The 21,052-nt window shown below is 61.8% G+C and carries 19 protein-coding genes; 6 read left to right on the top strand and 13 right to left on the bottom strand.

Annotated features, from left to right (window positions below):
- Window positions 1-335: 335 nt before the first annotated feature.
- Genes H1204_RS30175 through H1204_RS30165 form a run of 3 tightly spaced genes read left to right on the top strand, consistent with a single transcriptional unit; the run spans window position 336 to window position 3,762 of the window.
- On the top strand, window positions 336-1,298 hold the full coding sequence (locus tag H1204_RS30175) for a 3-hydroxyacyl-CoA dehydrogenase NAD-binding domain-containing protein (protein WP_180734259.1): 963 nt from the start codon (window positions 336-338) through the stop codon (window positions 1,296-1,298).
- Window positions 1,299-1,337: 39 nt separating this feature from the next.
- On the top strand, window positions 1,338-2,204 hold the full coding sequence (locus H1204_RS30170; RefSeq protein ID WP_243468895.1) for a hypothetical protein: 867 nt from the start codon (window positions 1,338-1,340) through the stop codon (window positions 2,202-2,204).
- Window positions 2,205-2,244: 40 nt separating this feature from the next.
- The gene (locus H1204_RS30165) at window positions 2,245-3,762 is read left to right on the top strand and encodes a CoA transferase (protein ID WP_180734257.1); all 1,518 of its coding nucleotides are present in this window, start codon (window positions 2,245-2,247) and stop codon (window positions 3,760-3,762) included.
- Window positions 3,763-3,850: 88 nt separating this feature from the next.
- Here the strand turns inward: H1204_RS30165 and cyoD are convergent, their stop codons facing one another.
- The 4 genes from cyoD to cyoA are packed head-to-tail and all read right to left on the bottom strand — an operon-like array spanning window position 3,851 to window position 7,750.
- Complete coding sequence (gene cyoD / locus H1204_RS30160; RefSeq protein WP_180734256.1) at window positions 3,851-4,234, bottom strand: cytochrome o ubiquinol oxidase subunit IV; 384 nt, start codon at window positions 4,232-4,234, stop codon at window positions 3,851-3,853.
- Window positions 4,231-4,854 (bottom strand): cytochrome o ubiquinol oxidase subunit III, encoded by a 624-nt coding sequence (cyoC, locus tag H1204_RS30155; RefSeq protein ID WP_180734255.1) that lies wholly within the window; start codon window positions 4,852-4,854, stop codon window positions 4,231-4,233. Before cyoC ends, cyoD begins: the two co-directional genes overlap by 4 nt.
- Window positions 4,855-4,856: 2 nt before the next feature.
- A complete protein-coding gene (gene cyoB, locus H1204_RS30150) occupies window positions 4,857-6,860 on the bottom strand; it encodes a cytochrome o ubiquinol oxidase subunit I (protein ID WP_180734254.1) in 2,004 nt (667 codons plus the stop codon).
- Window positions 6,861-6,865: 5 nt separating this feature from the next.
- The gene (gene cyoA, locus H1204_RS30145; protein ID WP_198001241.1) at window positions 6,866-7,750 is read right to left on the bottom strand and encodes a ubiquinol oxidase subunit II; all 885 of its coding nucleotides are present in this window, start codon (window positions 7,748-7,750) and stop codon (window positions 6,866-6,868) included.
- Between the two features lie 283 nt (window positions 7,751-8,033).
- Between cyoA and H1204_RS30140 the strand changes: the two genes are divergently transcribed.
- Window positions 8,034-9,437 carry a PLP-dependent aminotransferase family protein gene (locus H1204_RS30140; protein ID WP_243468894.1) on the top strand — a complete coding sequence of 468 codons (1,404 nt, stop codon included), beginning with the start codon at window positions 8,034-8,036 and terminating at the stop codon, window positions 9,435-9,437.
- A 315-nt stretch (window positions 9,438-9,752) separates the two neighbouring features.
- On the opposite strand, the gene H1204_RS30135 is transcribed toward H1204_RS30140, so the two are convergent.
- Together H1204_RS30135 and H1204_RS30130 are read right to left on the bottom strand one after the other, a co-directional pair.
- Window positions 9,753-10,730 (bottom strand): 2-keto-3-deoxygluconate permease, encoded by a 978-nt coding sequence (locus H1204_RS30135; RefSeq protein WP_180734251.1) that lies wholly within the window; start codon window positions 10,728-10,730, stop codon window positions 9,753-9,755.
- Window positions 10,731-10,866: 136 nt separating this feature from the next.
- The gene (locus tag H1204_RS30130; RefSeq protein ID WP_180735088.1) at window positions 10,867-12,393 is read right to left on the bottom strand and encodes an altronate dehydratase family protein; all 1,527 of its coding nucleotides are present in this window, start codon (window positions 12,391-12,393) and stop codon (window positions 10,867-10,869) included.
- A 178-nt stretch (window positions 12,394-12,571) separates the two neighbouring features.
- On the opposite strand from H1204_RS30130, the gene H1204_RS30125 reads away from it, so the two are divergent.
- Window positions 12,572-13,285 carry an FCD domain-containing protein gene (locus H1204_RS30125; protein WP_243468893.1) on the top strand — a complete coding sequence of 238 codons (714 nt, stop codon included), beginning with the start codon at window positions 12,572-12,574 and terminating at the stop codon, window positions 13,283-13,285.
- Window positions 13,286-13,426: 141 nt separating this feature from the next.
- A complete protein-coding gene (locus H1204_RS30120) occupies window positions 13,427-13,753 on the top strand; it encodes a hypothetical protein (RefSeq protein ID WP_180734250.1) in 327 nt (108 codons plus the stop codon).
- 56 nt (window positions 13,754-13,809) lie between these two features.
- Here H1204_RS30120 and scpA read toward each other — a convergent pair whose 3' ends face one another.
- From scpA to H1204_RS30085, 7 genes are read right to left on the bottom strand one after another with little or no spacing between them, the layout of a single operon-like run.
- Window positions 13,810-15,891 carry a methylmalonyl-CoA mutase gene (gene scpA / locus H1204_RS30115; protein WP_180734249.1) on the bottom strand — a complete coding sequence of 694 codons (2,082 nt, stop codon included), beginning with the start codon at window positions 15,889-15,891 and terminating at the stop codon, window positions 13,810-13,812.
- On the bottom strand, window positions 15,888-16,703 hold the full coding sequence (locus H1204_RS30110; RefSeq protein ID WP_180735086.1) for a Pnap_2097 family protein: 816 nt from the start codon (window positions 16,701-16,703) through the stop codon (window positions 15,888-15,890). Before H1204_RS30110 ends, scpA begins: the two co-directional genes overlap by 4 nt.
- Before the next feature lie 2 nt (window positions 16,704-16,705).
- The gene (locus tag H1204_RS30105) at window positions 16,706-17,998 is read right to left on the bottom strand and encodes an MSMEG_0569 family flavin-dependent oxidoreductase (protein ID WP_180734248.1); all 1,293 of its coding nucleotides are present in this window, start codon (window positions 17,996-17,998) and stop codon (window positions 16,706-16,708) included.
- A 20-nt stretch (window positions 17,999-18,018) separates the two neighbouring features.
- Window positions 18,019-18,303: an MSMEG_0570 family nitrogen starvation response protein gene (locus tag H1204_RS30100; RefSeq protein WP_180734247.1), complete on the bottom strand. Its 285-nt coding sequence runs from the start codon at window positions 18,301-18,303 to the stop codon at window positions 18,019-18,021.
- Window positions 18,304-18,326: 23 nt separating this feature from the next.
- Complete coding sequence (locus tag H1204_RS30095; RefSeq protein WP_180734246.1) at window positions 18,327-19,508, bottom strand: MSMEG_0565 family glycosyltransferase; 1,182 nt, start codon at window positions 19,506-19,508, stop codon at window positions 18,327-18,329.
- On the bottom strand, window positions 19,505-20,491 hold the full coding sequence (locus H1204_RS30090; RefSeq protein ID WP_180734245.1) for a sll0787 family AIR synthase-like protein: 987 nt from the start codon (window positions 20,489-20,491) through the stop codon (window positions 19,505-19,507). Before H1204_RS30090 ends, H1204_RS30095 begins: the two co-directional genes overlap by 4 nt.
- A complete protein-coding gene (locus H1204_RS30085; RefSeq protein ID WP_180734244.1) occupies window positions 20,488-21,051 on the bottom strand; it encodes an MSMEG_0567/Sll0786 family nitrogen starvation N-acetyltransferase in 564 nt (187 codons plus the stop codon). Before H1204_RS30085 ends, H1204_RS30090 begins: the two co-directional genes overlap by 4 nt.
- Window position 21,052 lies beyond the last annotated feature (1 nt).

Raw genomic sequence — 21,052 nt, 5'->3', positions numbered from 1 at the left:
CGCTATCACGCTGACATCTCCACCCGACATTCCACGCCGCTTCCTGGATAGTCGAACACGACCTCAATTCCAGGAGCCTGGCGCACATTCCCCAGGTTGCCCGTAAGCGACTGCCCCGTTCAGTCGCGGATGATCCATGCCTCCTGCGTATTTTTGGAGAAAATTGTTTCGAACCGAAATGATTTTTCCATTCGGGTGTTAATCTGAAATTCAATGGAATATCAGGCTATTAGTTATACGAAATATAAATTATAAGCGCTGATTTTTCATTTTTTCAAAATCAATTTCTTCGTTTTCGATATCAATCTTTTCATTACATAACAAGAAAACCAGTCATGAACACCTCAAAAGTCAAATATCCTCTCGATCAAAAGAAGATCGTAGTCATTGGCGGCGGCGTGATCGGCGCATCGTGGGCCGCGCTCTTTCTCGCCAACGGCATGCGCGTGGTCATCAACGACCCGCAGCCCGGCATCGAATCAAAAGTGCGCGTCTACGTGATGCGGGCCATGCTGGCGCTACAGGCGCTCGGCCACGGCGTCAATGCCGCGCTTGAGCGTCTGTCGTTCGAACCTGATCTCGCCAAAGCCGTTGCCGATGCGGATTTCGTTCAGGAAAACGGCCCCGAGCGCGCCGACTTCAAGACCGCTCTCTGGGCAACCATCGAACAGTCCGCGCCCGAGCACTGCCTGTTCTTCTCGTCCAGCTCCGGCATCCCCGCTTCGATTCAGGCCACGCAGATGCAAACGCCCGGCCGTCTCGTCATCGGGCATCCGTTCAATCCGCCTCATCTGCTGCCGCTCGTCGAAGTGGTGCCTAATCCGCAGACGAGCCGCGCACTGATCGATGCTTCGCTTGACTTCTATCGCGCGCTCGGCAAGTGTCCGCTGGAGATTCGCAAGGAAATCGACGGATTCGTCGCGAATCGCCTGCAATCGGCGATTTTCCGCGAGTGCGTCTATCTGGTGAGCCAGGGCGTGATCACGGTCGCCGACCTCGACAGCGTCGTCACCAACTCACTTGGCATTCGCTGGGCGACCAACGGACCGTTCCTGTCGTTCCATCTCGGCGGGGGCGATGGCGGCTTTCCGCATTTCGTCGACCATCTCGCGCCCGGCATGGAAACGCGCTGGCGCGAACAGCTTGAATCGACCGTGCATTTCGACGAGGCCACGAAGAAGCTGCTCGTCGAGCAAATCGAAAGCGGCTACGGCGACCGGTCGATTGCACAACTGGCCGAAGCACGCGACGAAAGAGAAATCGCCATCATCAACAGCGGTCGCAAAACGGCGCAATAACGTCAGGGCATGCAACTCATGAACGCAGAGTCATCCACCATGCAAACGCTGCTTGCGTTGTGCATCAGCCCGCCTTCTATCATCGCGCTCGACTGCGATGGCAATCACGCCCGCGTGTTGCTCTCCGATCTGGGCGGCACGCCCGACGGTATCCAGATCGACACGGCGCAAGGCCTCGTGTACTGGACCAACATGGGCGCCGATTTCCACAAGGACGACGGCACGGTCGAAGCCGCACGGCTGGACGGCAGCGAGCGGCACCTGCTGGTCGGCAAGGGTGCAATCAGAACGCCCAAACAACTGTATCTCGACCGCGCGGCTGCACGGTTGTACTGGTGCGACCGCGAAGGCGCCGCAATCTGGCGCAGCGGCACGGACGGCGGCGCGCTGACGCAACTCGTCGACCGTTCGGTGCAAGCCGGTGGCAAGGAAGAGGTGCTGAACCAGTGCGTCGGCATCGCCGTCGACCACAAGCGCGACGCCTTCCTGTGGACGCAGAAAGGCCCCGCGAAGGGCGGCGAGGGACGCATCTTCCGTGCACCCCTGCAGATGGCCACGGGCGAGACGGCTGCCACGCGCACCGACATCGAGCTGCTGCTAGACGGCCTGCCCGAGCCGATCGACCTCGAAATCGATGCCACCACCGACACGCTCTACTGGACCGATCGCGGCGCGGCACCCGACGGCAATTCGTTGAATAGCGCAAAGCTCACAACGGCCGGCCTCACAGACTACAAGGTGATCTGTACCGGCTTTGCCGAAGCGATCGGCCTCGCGCTCGACGCGCCGCGCAACCGCGCTTTCGTGGCCGACCTGGATGGCAACATCGTCAAGGTGAACTTGCTCACTGGCGAGAAACAGACGCTGCTCACGCATGGGCGGATCACGGGCATCGCGCTTTATTAGCCAACCCGCTGACGCAACCTTCAACCCCAATTCAATCTGTATGCAAGTCGACAAATATCAGCTTGAAGCAAAAATTCGCCAGCATCTGGCGAGCCGTACCGTCAGCGACGAGTTCGACATCCACGGTGAAACCGAAACGGTTCTGAATTCGATCGGCGCGTCACTGAGCGAGTTCGGCGGCAAACTCAGCTTTTACGGCAAGGACCCCATCGTGCCGAGCGTGCTGCGCTTCGGCACTTTTTCCGCCATCGGGCTCGCCGTCAAGGCCGCGCAGATCGCGTCGATCTGGCGCATGAAAACCGGGCAAAGCCAGAACATTCACGTCGACGTACGCAAGGCGCTGCGCCGCTTCGCCACGTTTCACGAGGGTACGCTCGAACTCGTGAACGGTCTGCCCGGCAATATGGGCTCCGACGAGAACACGGGCGTCACCGCCAACTTCCATCAGTGCAAGGATGGGCGTTGGGTGTTCTTCATCTGCAACTACCCGCAGATGCGCAATACCGCGCTGCAACTGTTGCAGTGCCCGCCGGGACACGAGTCCGTTGCGAAGGCGGTCGCGCAGTGGAATGCAGCGGAACTGGAAGAAGCCGGCGGCAAGGCGGGGATTCCGCTCTATATGGTGCGTTCGCCGCAGGAGTTCCTTGAACTCGACGTATTCCAGAATGTACTCAAAAGCCAGCCGCTGATCTCCATCGAGAAAGTCGCCGATAGCGATCCCATTCCGTTCCAGCAAGGCGGCGATGTGCTCGGCGGCATTCGTGCGCTGGGCCTCGGCCATGTGATCGCGGGTGCGGGTCTCGGCCGCGCGCTGGCGCTGCACGGCGCGGATGTGCTGAACATCTGGCGCAAGTCGGACTATGAACACAGCCTGTTCCACTACACGTCGAACGTCGGCTTGCGCTCATCGCGGCTCGATCTCGACGATGCAACGGCGCGCCAGCGCTTCGACCAGTTGCTGGAAGGTGCCGACATCTTCTTCTCGAATCGCCGTTCGGGATTTCTCGACCGTTACGGGCTCGCGCCGGACGAGTTGTGCAAAAAGCATCCCGGGCTGATCAGCGCGACCGTGTACTTCGCCGGGCGCGAGGGCGCGTGGTCCGAGCGCACGGGTTTCGATGTATCGACGGGTGCCTATGCCGGGCCGTACTGGCTGGAAAGCCTCGGCGGCACGGACACGCCGACGCTCACGCCGCACACCACACCGCAAATTTCCATCATCAGCGACTACGTGGTTGCGTGGCTCGGCACGGCTGGCGTGCTCCAGGCGTTGAAACGCCGCGCCACGGAAGGCGGCAGCTACACGGTATCGGTGTCGCTTTCGCGCGCCGTCGCGTGGCTCATGTCGATGGGCATCTTCGACCAGAAATACGCGCGTACGATGGCGGGATCGAATGACGAACACGCCTACGTCGATCCCGATCCACTGCTGGCAGAGACACCCATGGGGTTTTACAAGGGCGTCGCGGAGCAGGTGTATATGTCGCGCACACCCGGGCGCTACAAATATCCGCTGTTGCCGCTGGGTGCGTGCGAGCCGGAATGGCTGACGCGATGAGTTGAGTCGCCCGATGTTCGCTTCACCCGGGAACGCGTGAAGCGAACGGCAGAGAAAGCGCCCGGTTACACCGGGCGCAAAGCACTTGTCAATCGCGCGCCAATGCGCGCTCGATCGAAATCTGCGTCGGCATCATGTTGACGTTCGCGTTGTGAATGACCCACAGCGAACCCGCGACGATGATTGCGATCAGCAACCCCGTACACACGAAAATCCCCGTGTTCGAGCGTTGATCCGCGGATGAACCCAGGTGCAGGAAATACCGCAACTGCACCACGAGTTGCACGACACACAGCACGACCACCGCCGTCAGCCCCATCGAGCGCGGCACGACATGCGTCATCACCACGCCAAACGACGCAAACGTCAGCACCAGCGACAGCAGCATGCCCACCACATAGCTCTTCACGCTGCCATGCGACGCATCATGAACGTGATCATGCGTCACATTCGATCCAGATGTTTTGCTCATAGAAATTCACGCAGATAGACAAGACTGAACACACAGATCCACACGAGATCGAGGAAGTGCCAGAAGAGGCTCAGGCACGCAATGCGCCGCCGCGTGACGGGCGTCAGACCGAAGCGGCTGATCTGATGCATCATCACGACGATCCAAAGCAGCCCCGTCGTCACGTGCAGACCGTGCGTGCCGACGAGCGTGAAATAGCCCGACAGGAAGGCGCTCGTCGACGGGCCAGCGCCGTCACTGATCAGATGGGCGAACTCATAGATTTCCATGCCGATGAAGGCCGCGCCCAGCACGAAGGTCGCGGCCAGCCAGCCGACCACCTTGCCGCGGTGGTTCGCGTTCATGCTCAGCACGCCCATGCCGAACGTGAAGCTGCTGGCGAGCAGCAGCAAGGTTTCGCCCAGCACATACGGCAACTCGAACAGCTCCTTGCCCGTCGGCCCGCCCGCCGTCGCATTGGCGAGCACGCCGAAGGTCGCGAACAGCGTCGCGAAGATCAGGCAGTCGCTCATCAGGTAAATCCAGAACCCGAGCGTGGTGCGGGTTCCGCTGTCGTGGTCATGATCGTGGCCGTGCGCGTCGTGATGCTCGCTGCCCCGATAGGTCGATACGCTTGTCATGGTCAGGCCATCTCCGCAAATTCTTCGTCACGCTCGTCTTCGATCTTCCTGTAGCGCGCGTTCTCGATCCGCTCCACTTCGGCAGCAGGCACGTAGTAGTCGACATCCTGATCGTAAGAGCGCGCGATGAACGTGCCGATCATGCCGATCAGCGCGACGATCGCGAACACCCACATGTGCCACACCATCGCGAAGCCGAACAGCAGGCTGAACGCCGAGATGATGAAGCCCGCCGCCGTGTTGCGCGGCATATGAATGTCCTCGTACTTTTTCATGGGCCTGGCGTAAGCGCTGCCCGACTGCTTGTTGTCCCAATGCTGTTCGAGCGACGTGATGACGGGAACATGCGCGAAGTTATAGAACGGCGCCGGCGATGCCGTCGACCATTCGAGGCTGCGCGCATCCCAAGGATCGCCCGTCAGATCGCGATACTGCTCGCGCTTGCGGATGCTCACCGCGAACTGGATCAGCAGCGCGAGAATGCCCATGCCGACGACCACGGCACCTACGAGCGCAACGATCAGCCACGGATGCCACTCGGCCACCGAGTAATGATTCATGCGGCGCGTCATGCCCTGGAAGCCGAGGATATACAGCGGCGTGAACGCGAGCCAATAACCGACCAGCCAGCACCAGAACGCGACCTTGCCCCAGAACTCGTCGAGCGTGAAGCCGAACACTTTCGGGAACCAGTAGCTGATGCCCGCGAGACAGCCGAACACCACGCCGCCGATGATCACGTTGTGAAAGTGCGCGACGAGAAACAGGCTGTTGTGCAGCACGAAGTCCGCGCCCGGCACGGCGAGCAGCACGCCCGTCATGCCGCCCACGGCGAACGTCACCATGAAGCCGATCGTCCAGAGCGTGGACGTATGGAAGCGAATCCGGCCGCGATACATCGTGAAGAGCCAGTTGAACAGCTTCACGCCCGTCGGCACCGAAATGATCGACGTCATGATGCCGAAGAACGCATTCACGTTCGCGCCCGAACCCATCGTGAAGAAGTGATGCAGCCACACGAAGAACGACAGCACGCCGATCGACGCCGTTGCATACACCATCGACTTGTAGCCGAACAGCGGCTTGCCGGAGAACGTGGCGATGATTTCCGAGAACGCACCGAACGCGGGCAGAATCAGGATGTACACCTCGGGGTGGCCCCACACCCAGATCAGGTTGATGTACATCATCGCGTTGCCGCCCAGCTCGTTCGTGAAGAAGTGCATGTCGAGATAGCGGTCCATCGTCAGCAGCGCGAGCGTGCCCGTCAGCACGGGGAACACCGCGACGATCAGGATGTTCGTGATCAGCGCCGTCCAGCAGAACACGGGCATCTTCATCAGGTTCAGACCCGGCGCGCGCATGCGTAGAATCGTCACGATGAAGTTGATGCCGCTCAGCGTCGTCCCTAAACCGGACACCTGTAGCGACCATATGTAATAGTCGACGCCCGTGGTTGGACTGTAGCCAAGCTCGGACAGCGGCGGGTAAGCCACCCAGCCCGTCGCCGCGAAGTCGCCGACGAACATCGAGATCATCACCAGCACCGCGCCGACGGCCGACAGCCAGAAGCCCAGTGAATTGACGAACGGATACGCAACGTCGCGCGCGCCGATCTGCAGCGGCACGACGACGTTCATCAGGCCGAGAATCAGCGGCGTCGCGACGAAGAAGATCATGATCACGCCGTGCGCGGTGAAGATCTGGTCGTAGTGATGCGGTGGCAGATAGCCCGCTGAATCACCGAAGGCGACAGCCTGCTGCGCGCGCATCATGATCGCGTCGGCAAAACCGCGCAGCAGCATGACGAGCGCGAGAATGATGTACATCACGCCGATCCGCTTGTGATCGACGGACGTAATCCACTCCTTCCACAAATACGTCCACTTGCCGATATAGGTGATGGCTCCGAGCAGCGCGAGGCCACCCAGTATGACGACGCCGAGCGTGCCCATGATGATGGGCTCGTGATATGGAATCGCATCGAGCGTAAGTTTTCCAAACATATCCACTACTCCGATACCAAAGCTGCGTGTGAAGGCAAGCGAGCCGGCTTGACATACATGTCAGCGTTGGCCGTCGTACATATCGGGCGGCCTGCCGCGTCACGCATGTACTGATAGACGATGCCATCGAACAGTCCCGGCGCCACGTTGCTGTACAGCGTCACAGGGTTCTTTTTGCTCGGTTGCTGCAAGCTGTCGTAGGCTGTCACGTCGAGCGCCTGCGGCGATGCTTTCGCGCGCGCGACCCATGCATCGAATTCGCCGCGGCTCGTGACGACCGTGTCGAAGTTCATGTCGGAAAAGCCCGGTCCGCTGAATGCCGACGAACGGCCCGCATACGTGCCCGCGCTGTTCGCGATCAGATGCAGTTGCGTCTGCATGCCGGACATCGCGTAGACCTGGCTGCCCAGTTGCGGGATGAAGAACGAATTCATCAGCGATTCCGCCGTCAGACGGAAATCGACGGGCGTATCCACCGGCAGCGCAAGCTGGTTGACGGAGGCCACACCGTAGTCCGGGTAGATGAACAGCCACTTCCAGTTCAGCGCAACCACTTCGACGCGCACGGGCTTCACGTCCGATTCGATCGGCTTGTATGGATCGAGGCTATGCGTTGTCTTCCAGATCAGCACCGCAAGCGTCGCGACGATGATGCACGGAATGGTCCACACGACGACTTCGATGGTGGTCGAATGCGCCCACGTCGGCGCGTACTTCGCCTTCGTGTTCGACGCCCGGTAGCGCCACGCGAAATACAGCGTCAGCGCGATCACGGGAATCACGACCAGCAGCATCAGCCCGAGCGCGATCAGGATCAGGTTTTTTTCCTGCTCGCCGATGTCGCCTTTCGGATTGAAGAGCACCATGCTGCAGCCGCCTAGCAGGCTCAGCGCGCCAGTCGCGGCAACGCGGCCTGCGCGTACGAGCTGTCTTCGAAATGGAGGGGAGCGGAACCATCGTCCCGCTGTTTGGGGGGAACCCCCGTGTGTAGGTGGGTTGCGCATGCTTTCAGGTTGGTTGCCGGGTTACATAGCCCCATGCATCTATCCCCCAACCGTCGTACACGCGCGAGCTTCCGCTATGGCTATGGCCTTGCGGCGGATACATACATAGGCTATGGCGGCGCATGCTAGAGTAAGACATAGACCATACATGCGCGACAAGTTGCCACACATGACTTCATCTTCAAGAAAGCGGCCTGCGCGGCGGCCGGACTGGATCACGGACTTCGCCGACAACGGCAAGGCACGCTATCTGCAGATCGTCGATCTGATCGAGCGCGCCGTTGCGAACGGCAAGCTGAACCCCGGCGACCGGCTGCCGCCGCAACGCAAGCTCGCGGAGATGATCGGCGTCGATCTGACCACCGTGACGCGCGGCTTCGCCGAGGCGCACCGGCGCAGCCTGATCGAATCGCGCGGTCCGCTGGGCACGTTCATCGCGCCGCCAATAGCGACGTTCATGCAGCAAGTCGACCTGAGCATGAACATTCCGCCGCCTCCCGCCGACCTCGATCTCGCCGTGTTGCTCAGGCGCGGACTGTCCCAGGTGCTGGTGCGCAGCGACGTCGATCTGCTGATGACCTATCAGTTGGGCGGCGGCAGCGATACGGACCGGCAGGCGGGCGCGGCCTGGCTCAAGCCGATACTCGGTCGCGTGGACCCTTCGCGCGTCGTCGTGACGCCCGGCGCGCATTCGGCGCTCGCCGCGCTGATACTGGCGCTCACCAAGCAGAACGCGCCTATTTTCACCGAACAGCTGATCTATCCGGGCCTGCCGCTGATCGCGCGGCAGCTAGGCCGCACGCTCGACACAATCGCCTCCGACGAGCACGGCATGCGGCCTGACGCGCTCGAAGCCGCTTGCTCGCGTACTGAGGGCGGGCTGATCTATCTGAACCCGACCATCCGCAATCCAACCGCGCAGACCATGCCCCTGCGTCGTCGCAAGGAAATTCTGGCCGTCGCGGCGCGCCGCAATGTGCCTATCGTCGAAGACGATCCCTATTGGCTATTCGCCGACGAGCCACCCGCGCCGCTCGCGAGTCTCGCGCCGCAGCAGGTGTATTACCTGTCCACCTTGTCCAAATGCATCTCGCCGGGCTTGCGCGCTGCGTTTGTCGTATTGCCTGCCGCCGCAGCGCAGGAAGCGTTTCTGAAGGCGCTGCGTTCGCTGTCGCTGATGTCGCCGCCGCTCACCACGGCGCTGGTCACGCAATGGATACTCGACGGCACGGCAGCGGATGTGCTGGCGGGGGTATTGAAGGAATCGGCAGAACGCCTGCTTGCGGCAAACCAGATACTGTCGACGGTGAGCATGCCAGCCTCCAGCGGCGCGATTCATGTGTGGCAGCCCTTGCCTGCGCACTGGGCCGCGAAAAGCCTCGCGGCGGCCGCGAGCACGGAAGGTCTCGTCTTTGCGCCGTCTTCCGCGTTTTGCCAGGCCGGCGACGTGCCGAACGCGATCCGTATTTCGCTAGGCGGCTGCACGCGGCGCACGGAATTGACGTCGGCGCTGCGCAAGCTCGCCGCGCTCGTCGAACGCAAGCCTTCCGCCGATAACCGCTTGCTGATCTAGCGCGATGCTTCCGCTCTTTGAATCTGCTGCGCTGAAATCTTCGCCAACTGCTGCTGTACGAAACACGGCTATACATGAATAATTCGCTCAACGCGCTTCGAGCATTTCCTTCCTCCTTTTAACGAAGCGCGTTGGGATCACTGCGTGAGTGCCCGAGGCCTCGGCCTTCAACCCGCAGAGCCTGCAGCAACGATGTATCGAGCGTGGCAAGCACTAGACCCCGGCGCCCACAGGCGCCGGGGTTTTTTCATTGTGCCTTGATATGGCAACAGCATTGGCGCATTCGCGATCCTTCGCGGCACGCGCCTGCTGTGTTCACACGTCGGCGTGCGCGACGACTGCTACGTCATCCACAACCCTGCCCAGCCGACGCATGCGCCAGCGTGCATACGCGGCCGTCAACAGTGGCGCGAGCAGCGAGGTAACGATCGTGGATGCGGCGATCTGAGGCGTCGCCACGGCGACCAGTGCGCCGAGATGAGGATCGACAGCCGCAATCGCAGTCGGCGTCGCAACCGCGTTGCCCGCCGTCGTCGCCGACGCTACGCCCCCCACACCCGAACCACCGAACAGGCGTGATGCGATTACGTTGAATACCGCGCCTACCCCAAGCGTAATCAGACCAAGAACGATCCCTGACAAGCCCGCGCCGAGAATGGCGTGCAGATTGATTTGCGCGCCGAGACCGAACGCAAAGAACGGGATCAGCAAATCGCCGCCTGACTTGAGGAACTTGCGCATGTCGGGGTCGATATTTCCCAGCACCATGCCGATGACGATCGGCAGCACGGTTGCAACGAGATCGAGAACCGGGATCTTCGCCAACCCGGACAATCCCAGCGCGAGCATGGTCACGAACGGCCCTTCCAGGATCGACAGGACCGCAAGCGCGCCCCGATCGACCTCGTCGCCGAACTGCCGGGTCAACGCTGCGTACAGTCCCATGTTCGCGTTGGTCACGGCGGCGATGGTCGCCATGCCGGAGAGACCGAGAAACCCGTTCGCCCCGAATACCTTGCTGACGAGCAAACCAATGAGCACGCCGCTCGCGAGCTTGGCGAGGGTGATAGCAGCCCCGTTCTTCAGCGCACGCGGTGCTGTGCGCAGTTGAATCTCGGCTCCCATGCAAACGAAGAACACAGCGAGAATTGGCAGCGCACCATGCGCGAGCTGGGTCGAAAAACTGCCGATACCCAACACCTTCGGTGCGAAGGTGTTGAGCAGGCTACCCCAAAGCAAAGGAATGACCATCATGCCGCCCGGAAAGCGTTCGATGGCCTGTTTGATTTTCATGTCGAGTCTCCTTGATCCTGGCGCGGGTTCGACACGGCCCGACCAGCATTTATCTTACGGCGTGCGGTGCGCCAGAAACGGGAGGCTCCAGCTACACCGCACGAATGCGCATCGAGCAACCTGATGCGCGCGGCTTTTACATCTGCGCGCCAATCATCCAGGGCACGAATTCCTCGTTGCCAACGCCAAGCGCTTCGCTCTTGCTCTTGTGGCCCGATGCAACGTCGAGGATCATCCGGAAAATTTCTTCGCCCTTCTGCTCCACGCTCACGGTGCCGTCCATGATGTCGCCGCAGTTGATGTCCATGTCATCGGCCATCCGCTTGTACATCGTCGAGTTCGTCGCGAGCTTGATTGACGGCGCAGGTTTGGCGCCGAAACAGGAGCCGCGCCCCGTCGTGAACACCACGAGATTCGCGCCGCTCGCGATCTGTCCGGTCGCGCCCATCGGGTCATAGCCCGGCGCGTCCATGAAGACGAGTCCGTGTGTATCAATCGGCTCTGCGTAGCGGTACACGCCCATCAGCGGCGACGAGCCGCTCTTGGCAACCGCGCCAAGCGATTTCTCGAGAATCGTCGTGAGGCCGCCCGCCTTGTTGCCCGGCGTCGGGTTGTTGTCGATGCTGCCCTTTTCGCGCTTCGCGTAGTCTTCCCACCAGTGAATTCGCTCGACAATCTTCTCGCCCACCTCTTTGCTCACGGCACGACGTGTCAGCAGATGCTCCGCGCCGTAGATTTCCGGCGTTTCCGACAGGATCGCAGTACCGCCGTGCCGCACCAGCAGATCAACAGCCGCACCCAGTGCCGGATTCGCCGTGATGCCGGAATAGCCGTCGGAGCCGCCGCATTGCAGCGCGATATTGATGTGCGAAACGGGAACCGGCTCACGCACGGCCTGGTTTGCGACAGGCAACATGTTTTTGACTGCGGCGATAGCCGCGTCGACGGTCTTTTGCGTACCGCCTTCTTCCTGCATCACGAGCGGCACCAGCAGCGGGCCCGGCTCGACGCCCTCGGCGATGAACATTGCGCCCATCTGGTTGGCTTCGCAGCCAAGCCCGATGATGACGATGCCAGCGAAGTTCGGATGCTTCACATATCCGCCAACCGTGCGACGCAGTTGCTGGATGCCCTCGCCATGATGGTCGATACAACAACCGAAGCTGTGCGTGATCGGCACGATGCCGTCGACGTTCGGAAACGCGTCGAGCGCGCCCGGTTGTGCAAAGTGCTGAGCGACCAGCTTTGTGACGGTGGCCGAGCAGTTCACGGTGCTGACCACACCGATGTAGTTACGGGTTGCGACGCGGCCGTCTGCTCGCCGGAAGCCGTTGAACGTGAGCGGCACTGTAGCGGCATCGACCTGCTTCATGTCTTCGCCGAACGCGTAGTCGCGCGCGAAGTCGCCCATCGACACGTTGTGAACGTGTACGTGATCGCCTGCGCGAATCGGCTGCGTCGCGAAGCCGATGATCTGGCCGTAGCGCCGCACGGGCGCACCTTGTGCAACGTCGCGGCAGGCGATCTTGTGTGCCGCAGGAATGTCAGCGGATGCAACGAGATTGTCGAAATCAGCGAGAATAGTGCCGGCGGTGAGCGCGCCGCGCGCAATGAGTACATCGTCGATGTCGTGCAGTTTGATCGCGAGTGTGACCTGGCTCATCATGGTCCTCCTGTTTCGGATTGTGGGTTAGGGCAGGCGACGCTCTCTGCTGAATTGTGGAGCGTTTGCCGGCGCGGACTCATATTGCGGTCGGCCCGGTATGACACGCAAACTGGTCAGGCCACTTTTGATGGGGTTGAAAACAGGCCCTCCCCGAGTGGCTGATGAAGGATGAAAAGTGGAAAGTCGTTTGAAAGCAACGGGCGCATTGGCGCAGACAATCCGCCACATCGAGTCAGGCATTCAGGCAGGTCGCTGGCAGCCTGACGAACGCTTGCCGTCCGAACGTACGCTCGCGGAGTCGTTGGGTGTGTCGCGCGCGACGGTACGTGAAGCGATTGGGCGCCTCGCAACCAGGGGTCTTCTGGAAACGCGACGCGGTAGCGGCGTCTATCTGCTGCGCAGCAAGCCAACTTCACTAGCGGCGCCGTGGCTTCAGCTCATCGCCGATACCCCGCCGCTGCGTTCGGAAACGCTTGAATTCCGACTGGTGTTCGAGTGCGCCGCCGCGCGTTTCGCTGCGCAACGTGCGTCCCATCGGGAACTCGAACGTTTCGAGGCCGTGCTCGAACGCATGCGCGACGCGGTTGCAGGTAGGGACGTCCATGAAGAAGCCGCAACCGACGGTGAATTCCATACGGCGCTGGTTGCAGCGTCGCAAAACCGGCTGCTCGATCAGTTCTATGCGAGCGTGATTGGCATGCTGCGCGAACACATCGCGAGCAACACGTACGACGCCACCGTCAACAACGCGAATGCAGCGGAGCAGGCACGCAGCCGCTTGCGCCAGCACGAATCCATCTACTACGCGATTCGTGAAGGTAATCCGGATGCGGCGCAACAGGCCATGTACATGCACATCGACTATGTCGGACGACAGTTCAACGTCTGAGCGAACCGCTGCAGTCGTTCGCAGCCTATGCGAATTTGTAAGCGTTGAAATGCGCGGTTACCAACTGCATAAGTTATTTCATCGAGTGCTGATTAAGATGATCTCCATGAACCCGTTAAACGGAAAGCGGAGAATCAAATCATGAAACGCGCAGCGCTTGTCTTGTTGATGATCGGTAGCTTGTCGGTGGCCCAGCAGGCATCGGCGCACGGGCGCGGCGGCTGGGGCCATGGCGGCGGCGTAGATGGCGGTGCCATCGTGGGGGCACTGATCGGAGGCGCAGTGCTTGGTGCGCTCGTGACGTCGGTTGCCAATGCGCAGCCCGCGTACGCGCAACCGGTGTATCAGCAACCTGTCTATCAGCAACCCGTTTATGCGCAACCCGCTTATTCGCAACCGCCGTCGGCCGCTTGCTACGACAGCTATCAACGTGCCTATGTGCCTTGTCAGGGCGGCTACGGATATTGATCGACGCTCACGCTCGCGCGCGGTTCCAGGTGCGAGCGTCATGGCGTGCCGCTACGCTATGACGCCGCTGCGAAATCGATCTCGCAGACGTGCGCCGCCAGCTCCGTGACAATTGTCTGGATGCTCGCGCCGGTCGGAAAGTATCGGGCGACGCCCCGTTCCTTCAGCACATGCCAACTCGCGCTGTCGATGTTCCCGCCGATCACGACGGGGATGCGTGCGCGCCGCTTACGCAATGCGTCGAGCAGACCCGACACCAGTTCGACATGCGCGCCTGCAAGCGACGACACGCCGATCACATCGACGTCATCCTTCAACGCCAGTTCGCTGACTTCCTCTGCTGACGCGAACATCGCGCCCGTTGTCACTTCGAAGCCGGCGTCCGTCAACGCGGCAGCAACGACACGCGCGCCACGATCGTGTCCGTCCTGGCCGAGCTTTGCCAACAGGATGCGCGGCGCACGCCCTAACCGCTTTGTCGCTCGGTCCACCGCTGCGCGGGCTGTGATCCATTCGGCTTCGGACAAGACCATCTCGCCATACACCTGCGACGATATCGGCAAATCCACGCCATGCCGAGGCCACACGGCCGCCAGTGCCTGTGTGCATTCGCCGACTGTCGCGCGCGCACGCATACATTCGATGGTCAATTCAAGCAGGTTGCCTTCGCCATCGCGCGCCGCCCGCTGCAACACCGCGAGCGTGTCGCGCACACGGGTTACGTCGCGCGAGCGCTTCACCTGCGCGATGCGGCGCGCCTGTAGCGTGCGAGTCTGTGCAGCGTCCAATGCTTGCGGAACAGGAGGCTCATCCTCGTCATCCGTCATAAAGCGGTTCACGCCCACGATTACACGTTGCCCGCTTTCGATTTCGGCCTGCACGCGCAGCGCCGATTCGTGAATGCGCGTGCGTACCCAGCCCGAATGTATCGCCTCAACGACGCCACCGCTCGCGTCGATCTCATCGAGCATGGCACGCGCACGGCTTGCGATATCAGCCGTCAGCGCTTCCATCATGTACGACCCCGCCCACGGATCGACTACATCGCAAACTCCCGTCTCGTGCTGAAGCAGCAGTTGCGTATCGCGCGCGAGCCGCGAAGACTCGGCGCAAGGCAGAGCCAGTGCCTCGTCGTACGCATTGGTGTGCAACGACTGCGTGCCGCCGAACACAGCCGCGAGCGCCTCGACCGTTGTTCGCACGACGTTGTTCATCGGCTTTTGCGCCGTCAGCGACCAGCCCGAAGTCTGGCAATGCATGCGCAGCGCGCGACCCTTGCCCGACGTCGCGCCGCTTTGCGCCGCAATCTCCGACCACAACAGCCGCGCGGCTCTCAGCTTCGCGACCTCGACATAGAAATCCGTGCCGACACCGAAGAAGAAACTCATGCGCTCGCACGCATCGTTTGCCTGCATGCCGCGTGCGACGAGCGTGTCGACGTAGGCGCGCGCATTGGCCATCGTCAGCGTGAGTTCGAGCACAGCGTCCGCGCCCGCTTCCTGAAAGTGATAGCCGGATACCGACAGCGCATTGAAACGTGGCACCTGTTGCGCGAGATATGCGGCCACATCGGCGGCGATGCGCAGCGAGGGTTCGGGCGCGAAGATGGCCGTGTTGCGAACCATGAACTCTTTCAGTATGTCGTTCTGGATCGTGCCTCGCAGTTGCGACTCGTGCACGCCGCTTTCGTCTGCCGCGACGATGAACGCGCCGAGCACGGGCAAGACGGCTCCGTTCATCGTCATCGATACCGACACGCGGTCGAGCGGAATGTCTTCGAAGAGGCGGGCCATGTCTTCTACTGTGTCGATCGCGACGCCCGTCATGCCGACGTCGGCGCTGACGGTGGGATCGTCCGAATCGTAACCGCGCTGGGTCGGCAGATCGAATGCGACGGACAGACCTTGCGCGCCTTCCGCCAATGCTGTGCGGAACGCGAGGTTCGTGTCGGCGGCCTGCGCGTAGCCTGCGTACTGACGGATCGTCCAGGGCTTTTCGGTGTACATCGAAGCGAACGGCCCACGCACGAACGGCGCTTCACCCGGCATGCTGTCGAGATGCGCGATGCCGTCGATATCCGCGCGCGTATAGACACGCTTGAGCGGCACGGCGCGGCGGCGTGCACGGGTTGGGCTCATCGGCGCCTCCAGTACTTTTCCGTCGTGACATCGGCGATCTTCATGCCGTCGCTCTTGCGGTGCACTTCCGTCCAGTGCCGGATGCCCTGTTCATCTTCGGCGCTGCCGACCACGCGCACGCTCAACGTATCGCCGACATCGACATTGCCGTAGTAGAACAGCGAGCGGCTTGTCACGACAGGCGGCTCGTCGAAGCGACGCCATTGCCATTCGGCGCGATCGACAAAAGCCTGAAAGCTCGCGAAATAGAGAAAGTCCGCGCCGTTGAAATCGCTATTCGGGCACGGCAGGAAGTCGATCGGCTCGTCGGTTGCGGGCGCGAGGTCCGGCATTGCGCTGCCGTCCGCCGCACGCAGGCGCTTGCTCATCTGCATCATCTGCAATGCACGTTCGGGCATCGGCTCCACTTCACCTGGTAGTGCCGCAAGCGCCGCGCGCGCAACGCAACGGTTGCTGCGCTGCTCGCCGCGTGAGACAAATGCCGACGACATCGACAGTTCCGCGATTTCCGTTTCGCCGCGCATGACGCGATGCGTGCTGAAATGGCGAACAGGACCCGTTCTGCAGAGTGTGCTGCGAATGTCGAACGTGTCGTTTTCGCTGATCAAGTCGAGACCGCTTGTGTGCAAGCGTATCGCTGTAAACGCCGCATACGAGCGCCCGCCGTTGTCGTTGTGAAAGTCGGTTTGTTCGCGGCCCGCGTGCGCTGCGAGCGCCTCCCAATGGCGATGCCCGCACTCCTTGAGCAACCAGTTTTCCGACAGCCCCGTATAGCTCAGTTGCGGCATGCCCGCGCGATAGCGTTGAATCATGCTCACGCCGCGAGACTCGCCGATGTCGCGTCGATGGCCGAGCGGATCGTGTCGACCACATGCCCGGCGTCACGCGCGATACCGGAGAAGCGGCCCGATCCCCATGTATGCAGCCACGGCAGCCCGATGAAATACAGCCCCGCTTGCGGCGTGATGCCGCGAACATGCGCGGGATAGCCGCGTCCGTTGAAAACGGGCGCATCGATCCAGCTGAAATCCGGCCTGAAACCGATGCACCAGATGATTGACGTGATACCGCTTTCTGCAAGATCGAGCGATGTGCGTTCGCCTTCGGGTTGCCACACGGGTTCGTAAGGCACGCCAGTCGGCGCATCGATACCATGCTTCTCTATGAAGCCATCGATGCTCGTATTGATCCGGTTGTACGTATCGTCCGCGCTATCGAGGGCGTCGATCAGATTCGGCGCGAATTGCAGACGGCCGTCGCGCAGATCGTCGAGCCTCCCATAGAGTTCCATGCCTTCGAGCGCAAAGCGCCGCAGATCGATATCGCGTCCGCCATCGCGGCCCGTGACATAGTGATTCGTGTTGTCGCGCACGCCTTCGCGCAGCGGATGCTGATCGACGGGCATGTCGTAGTAGCGCATGTCGGCGAGCCAGTCGACCACATCGCGGCCGCGATAGAAGCGCGCGCAACGCGGCGCTTCACCTACGGCCAGATACACCTTGCGGCCCGCAAGATGCAGGTCTTCGGCAATCTGCGCGCCCGATTGCCCCGAACCGACGACGAGCACCGCGCCTTCGGGCAGTGCCTGCGGATTGCGGTAATGCGACGACTGCAACTGCACGATATCGGTAGGCAACCGCTCGGCCATGCGCGGCACGATGGGCGTGTGATAGCCGCCTGAGGCCACCACAACCTGATCGGCCGTAAAGTCGCCGTTCGACGTCGACACGACATAGCCGCCTGATGCCATGCGCCTGATCTTGCGCACTTCCGTATGTTCGAGCACGGGCGCATCGACCATCGCGATGAAGCCGTCCAGATACGCGATGATCTCGTCCTTCTTCATGAAGCCATGCGGATCGTCGCCGCGATACGGATAGCCCGGCAGCGCGCACTGCCAGTTCGGCGTGACGAGGCAGAACGCATCCCAGCGCTGCGAGCGCCAGGTGTGCGTGACCGTGTGCTTTTCAATCACGAGATGATCGATGCCCGCCTCTTTCAGGTAGTAGCTGATCGACAGTCCCGCCTGTCCGCCGCCTACGACGATCACCGTATGGTGGGGAGCCGCGCTCGTTGCATCGGGAGCAATGATGTTTGCGTTCGACATGATTCTTTCCTGCGTTCGGTTCACAAAAGTTCGACGACCTGGACTTCCGCTTGCGGATCGGTTGAAAAGCGCTGCGCCTGGGTTTCGATCTGCGCTAGCTGATCCATCGCCGCCGAGCACGCGAAGCCGTACTTCTCGCGCACGCGTTCGGAGCCGATATGCAGCGCCTCGCGTGCTCGCTCGACGAAATCGCCAAGCGCGTAACGTTGTCCGGCAACGAAAAACTCGCCGACTACGGTCGAAGGCGAATAGCAGTTGGCCTCGCTGCCGTCCGGCCACTGGACCTTGAAGTGCATGACTGGCATCACGTTTCCTTTGATTGAGACATTCAGGCGCCGAGCGGTTGCATGATGTGCCGCACGTGGCTCGCATACAGCGCGACATGACGGCGCGCGCTTTCGTGCCAACTGAAGCTTGCAAGAAGCTCGGGTACTGCATGTTCGAAGTCGATGCCGCCGCGTTCGCGCAACGCACGGCGGAGTGCGTCGGCGATGCTGGCGGCGTCATCGGGTAGTGCCCAGCAGCAGACGTGTTCGTCGAGATAGCCGGTAAATGGCTCGATCTGCGACACGATGACGGGCGCGCCCGCCGCCAGCGCTTCGAGCGTGACGAGACCAAAGCCCTCGCGCAACGACACCATCGAAACGACATCGGCACGCCGCATCAATGCGGGAATGGCCGCGTCATCGAGCGGACCAGTGATTACGATCGGTTCGCCTTGCCCGATGCACAGACTCAGTTGCGCAGCGCGCGCGAAGAAGCGGCGCGTATAGGCATCGTGATCGAGCAGGCTCGCGCCACCTGCGATCACGAGTTGCGAGTTGGCATGCGTTTGCCTGAGCAATGCAAACGCCTCCAGCAGTTGCAGCGTGTTCTTGCGTTCCTCGATGCCGCCCACGGCCAGTACGACCGGCTTGCCGATAACGCCGAGCCTCACCAAGACGTCTGAGTCTTTTGCTTCGGTTGAACTGCGGAAGCGCTGCACGTCAACGCCGTTACTGACCGTTGAAGCCGCAATACCGAACTCGTCGCTCATCTTGCGCGTCCATGCATCGCTCACACAGAACACATCATCGGCATCCGCGAACGCACGTCGTTGCCACTCGCTCAGCCGTGCATCGTCGAAGGTATCGAGATGATGAACCGTGCGCACGAAACCGCGAATCGCGCCCGCTTCGCGCAACTCCGCAAGCGCGTTGCCGCTGATGCTGTCCTGCGCATGAAGCACGTCGAAGCCGGACGCGCCGCCTTCGAGCAATGCCGCTTTCAGCGCGTCGATGCGCGTCCGCACCATCGTCACCGTATCGTTGCCGTGCGCCGCGACAGGTGCGAGCACGACACGGCAAGGTGATGCACGGAACATAGGCGCGCCGTCGACGGATGGCGCGAAGATCGTCACATCCTGCCCTGCTTCATGCAGCGCGCGCCCGAGTTCCAGCGTATGCGCCACACCGCCGCGCGGATTGACGGAATGCGTGAACAACGCAATGCGCATCGTCGTGCCGTTCATGCTTGCGCTCCCACTGGCGCGCCGATGAACGCGCTGTCCTTGAAGCTCCAGAGCAACGCCGAATCGCCCTGCTGCGTGAGCACTACTTCACGCGACGCATCCACGTCACCAATCGTCGCGCACGCCAGGCCGCGCTGCGTGAAGCGCGCGAGCACTTCATCCACGCGCTCATCGCGCACGGAAAGCACGAAGCCATAACTCGGAAACGCACTGAGCCAGCGTTCGAAATCGACATGCTCCGGGCGAGGGATCGCATCGAGATCGATGCGTGCGCCGACACCCGAACATTCGAGCAACATCAGCGACGTGCCCAGCACACCCGCCATGCTGATGTCCTTCGCCGCGTCGCAGAGCCCGCTTTCCGCGAGTTGTGGCAGCAGCTCTAGATCGTCGCGCAGACGCTGGGCGGGCGCGCCCACCGACGCATTCCAGAACGGATACGGATCTTCGAAACGGCCGCGCAGATCGACGGCCATCACGAGGCTGTCGCCCGGTCGCGCGTTGAAGCTCGACAGTAACGCGCGCGCACGGCCGAGTATCGACACGGCAAGCTGCGGCTCCGCGCTGCGCGTGTTGCTATGTCCGCCTACGACAGGCACGCCATACGCATTCGATGCCGCCGCGATACCCGCCAGAATCTCCCCAGCCGCATCGAGCCCATCGCTCCACAGCGCATCGACGACGGCGAGTGGCCGGCCGCCCATCGCATACACGTCGCTGATGTTCACCATCACACTGCTATAGCCCGCGAACCACGGCATCGTTTCGACGAAATCGCTGACCAGCCCTTCGATCGCAAACAGCAGATAGCCGTCGCCATCGCCCAGCGCCGCGCAGTCGTCGCCCACGGCAACGGCTTGTGCGAGATCGCGCGTGCCGTTCGGCAATCGCGACGCCAGTGACGCCACCACGCCCGCTATATCCGTCTTGTGTCGAAAGCCGCGGCTTGCGCGCATCCTTTCGACCAGCGCTTGCAGACTCATGAGCGGCCTCGCGACGACGTGACGAAACCGCTTTCCGGCGTAAAGCACGGCGGATAGTGCGCAAGGTCCGCCTCCATCAAATCGTGAGGCCGGCCAAACAGCGTTTCCTCCGCGACCGTCTGCCAGTGCAGCCGCCTGAACAGCGGCACGTTCTGACGCTGCACATGCGCGAGAAACGTATCGCACCCCAACGCGTGCGCGCTGCTGACAGCGAGGCGGATCAGCGTCGAGCCGAGCTTGCCGTGCGAGCGGAACGCCGCATGCACGGCAAGGCGCGAGCCGAGCCACGTGCGCGGCTGCGTTTCGTGTATCCGCACCGTGCCGACCACCTGTTCCGGCACGCCCGCAATACAACTCAGCGCGACCAGCAGCTTCACGTGACGGTCGATCTCGTCGCGGTCGTCGCCAACGAAGATCCCCTGCTCGACGCAAAACACCGCGCGCCGCAACGCGTACGCTTCATTGCTTTCCCACGGCAGCGTCGCCCATTTCACGCGATACTCGGCGGGTGTGAAGTCGAGCGGCAATGCATCCAGTTCGTCGAATGTCTCGCAGAACATG

Origin of the sequence: Paraburkholderia sp. PGU19 (assembly GCF_013426915.1) — a bacterium.
Lineage (GTDB): Bacteria > Pseudomonadota > Gammaproteobacteria > Burkholderiales > Burkholderiaceae > Paraburkholderia.
The sequence above is the reverse complement of the archived record's forward strand: the minus strand, read 5'-3'. Positions and strand labels throughout refer to the sequence as shown.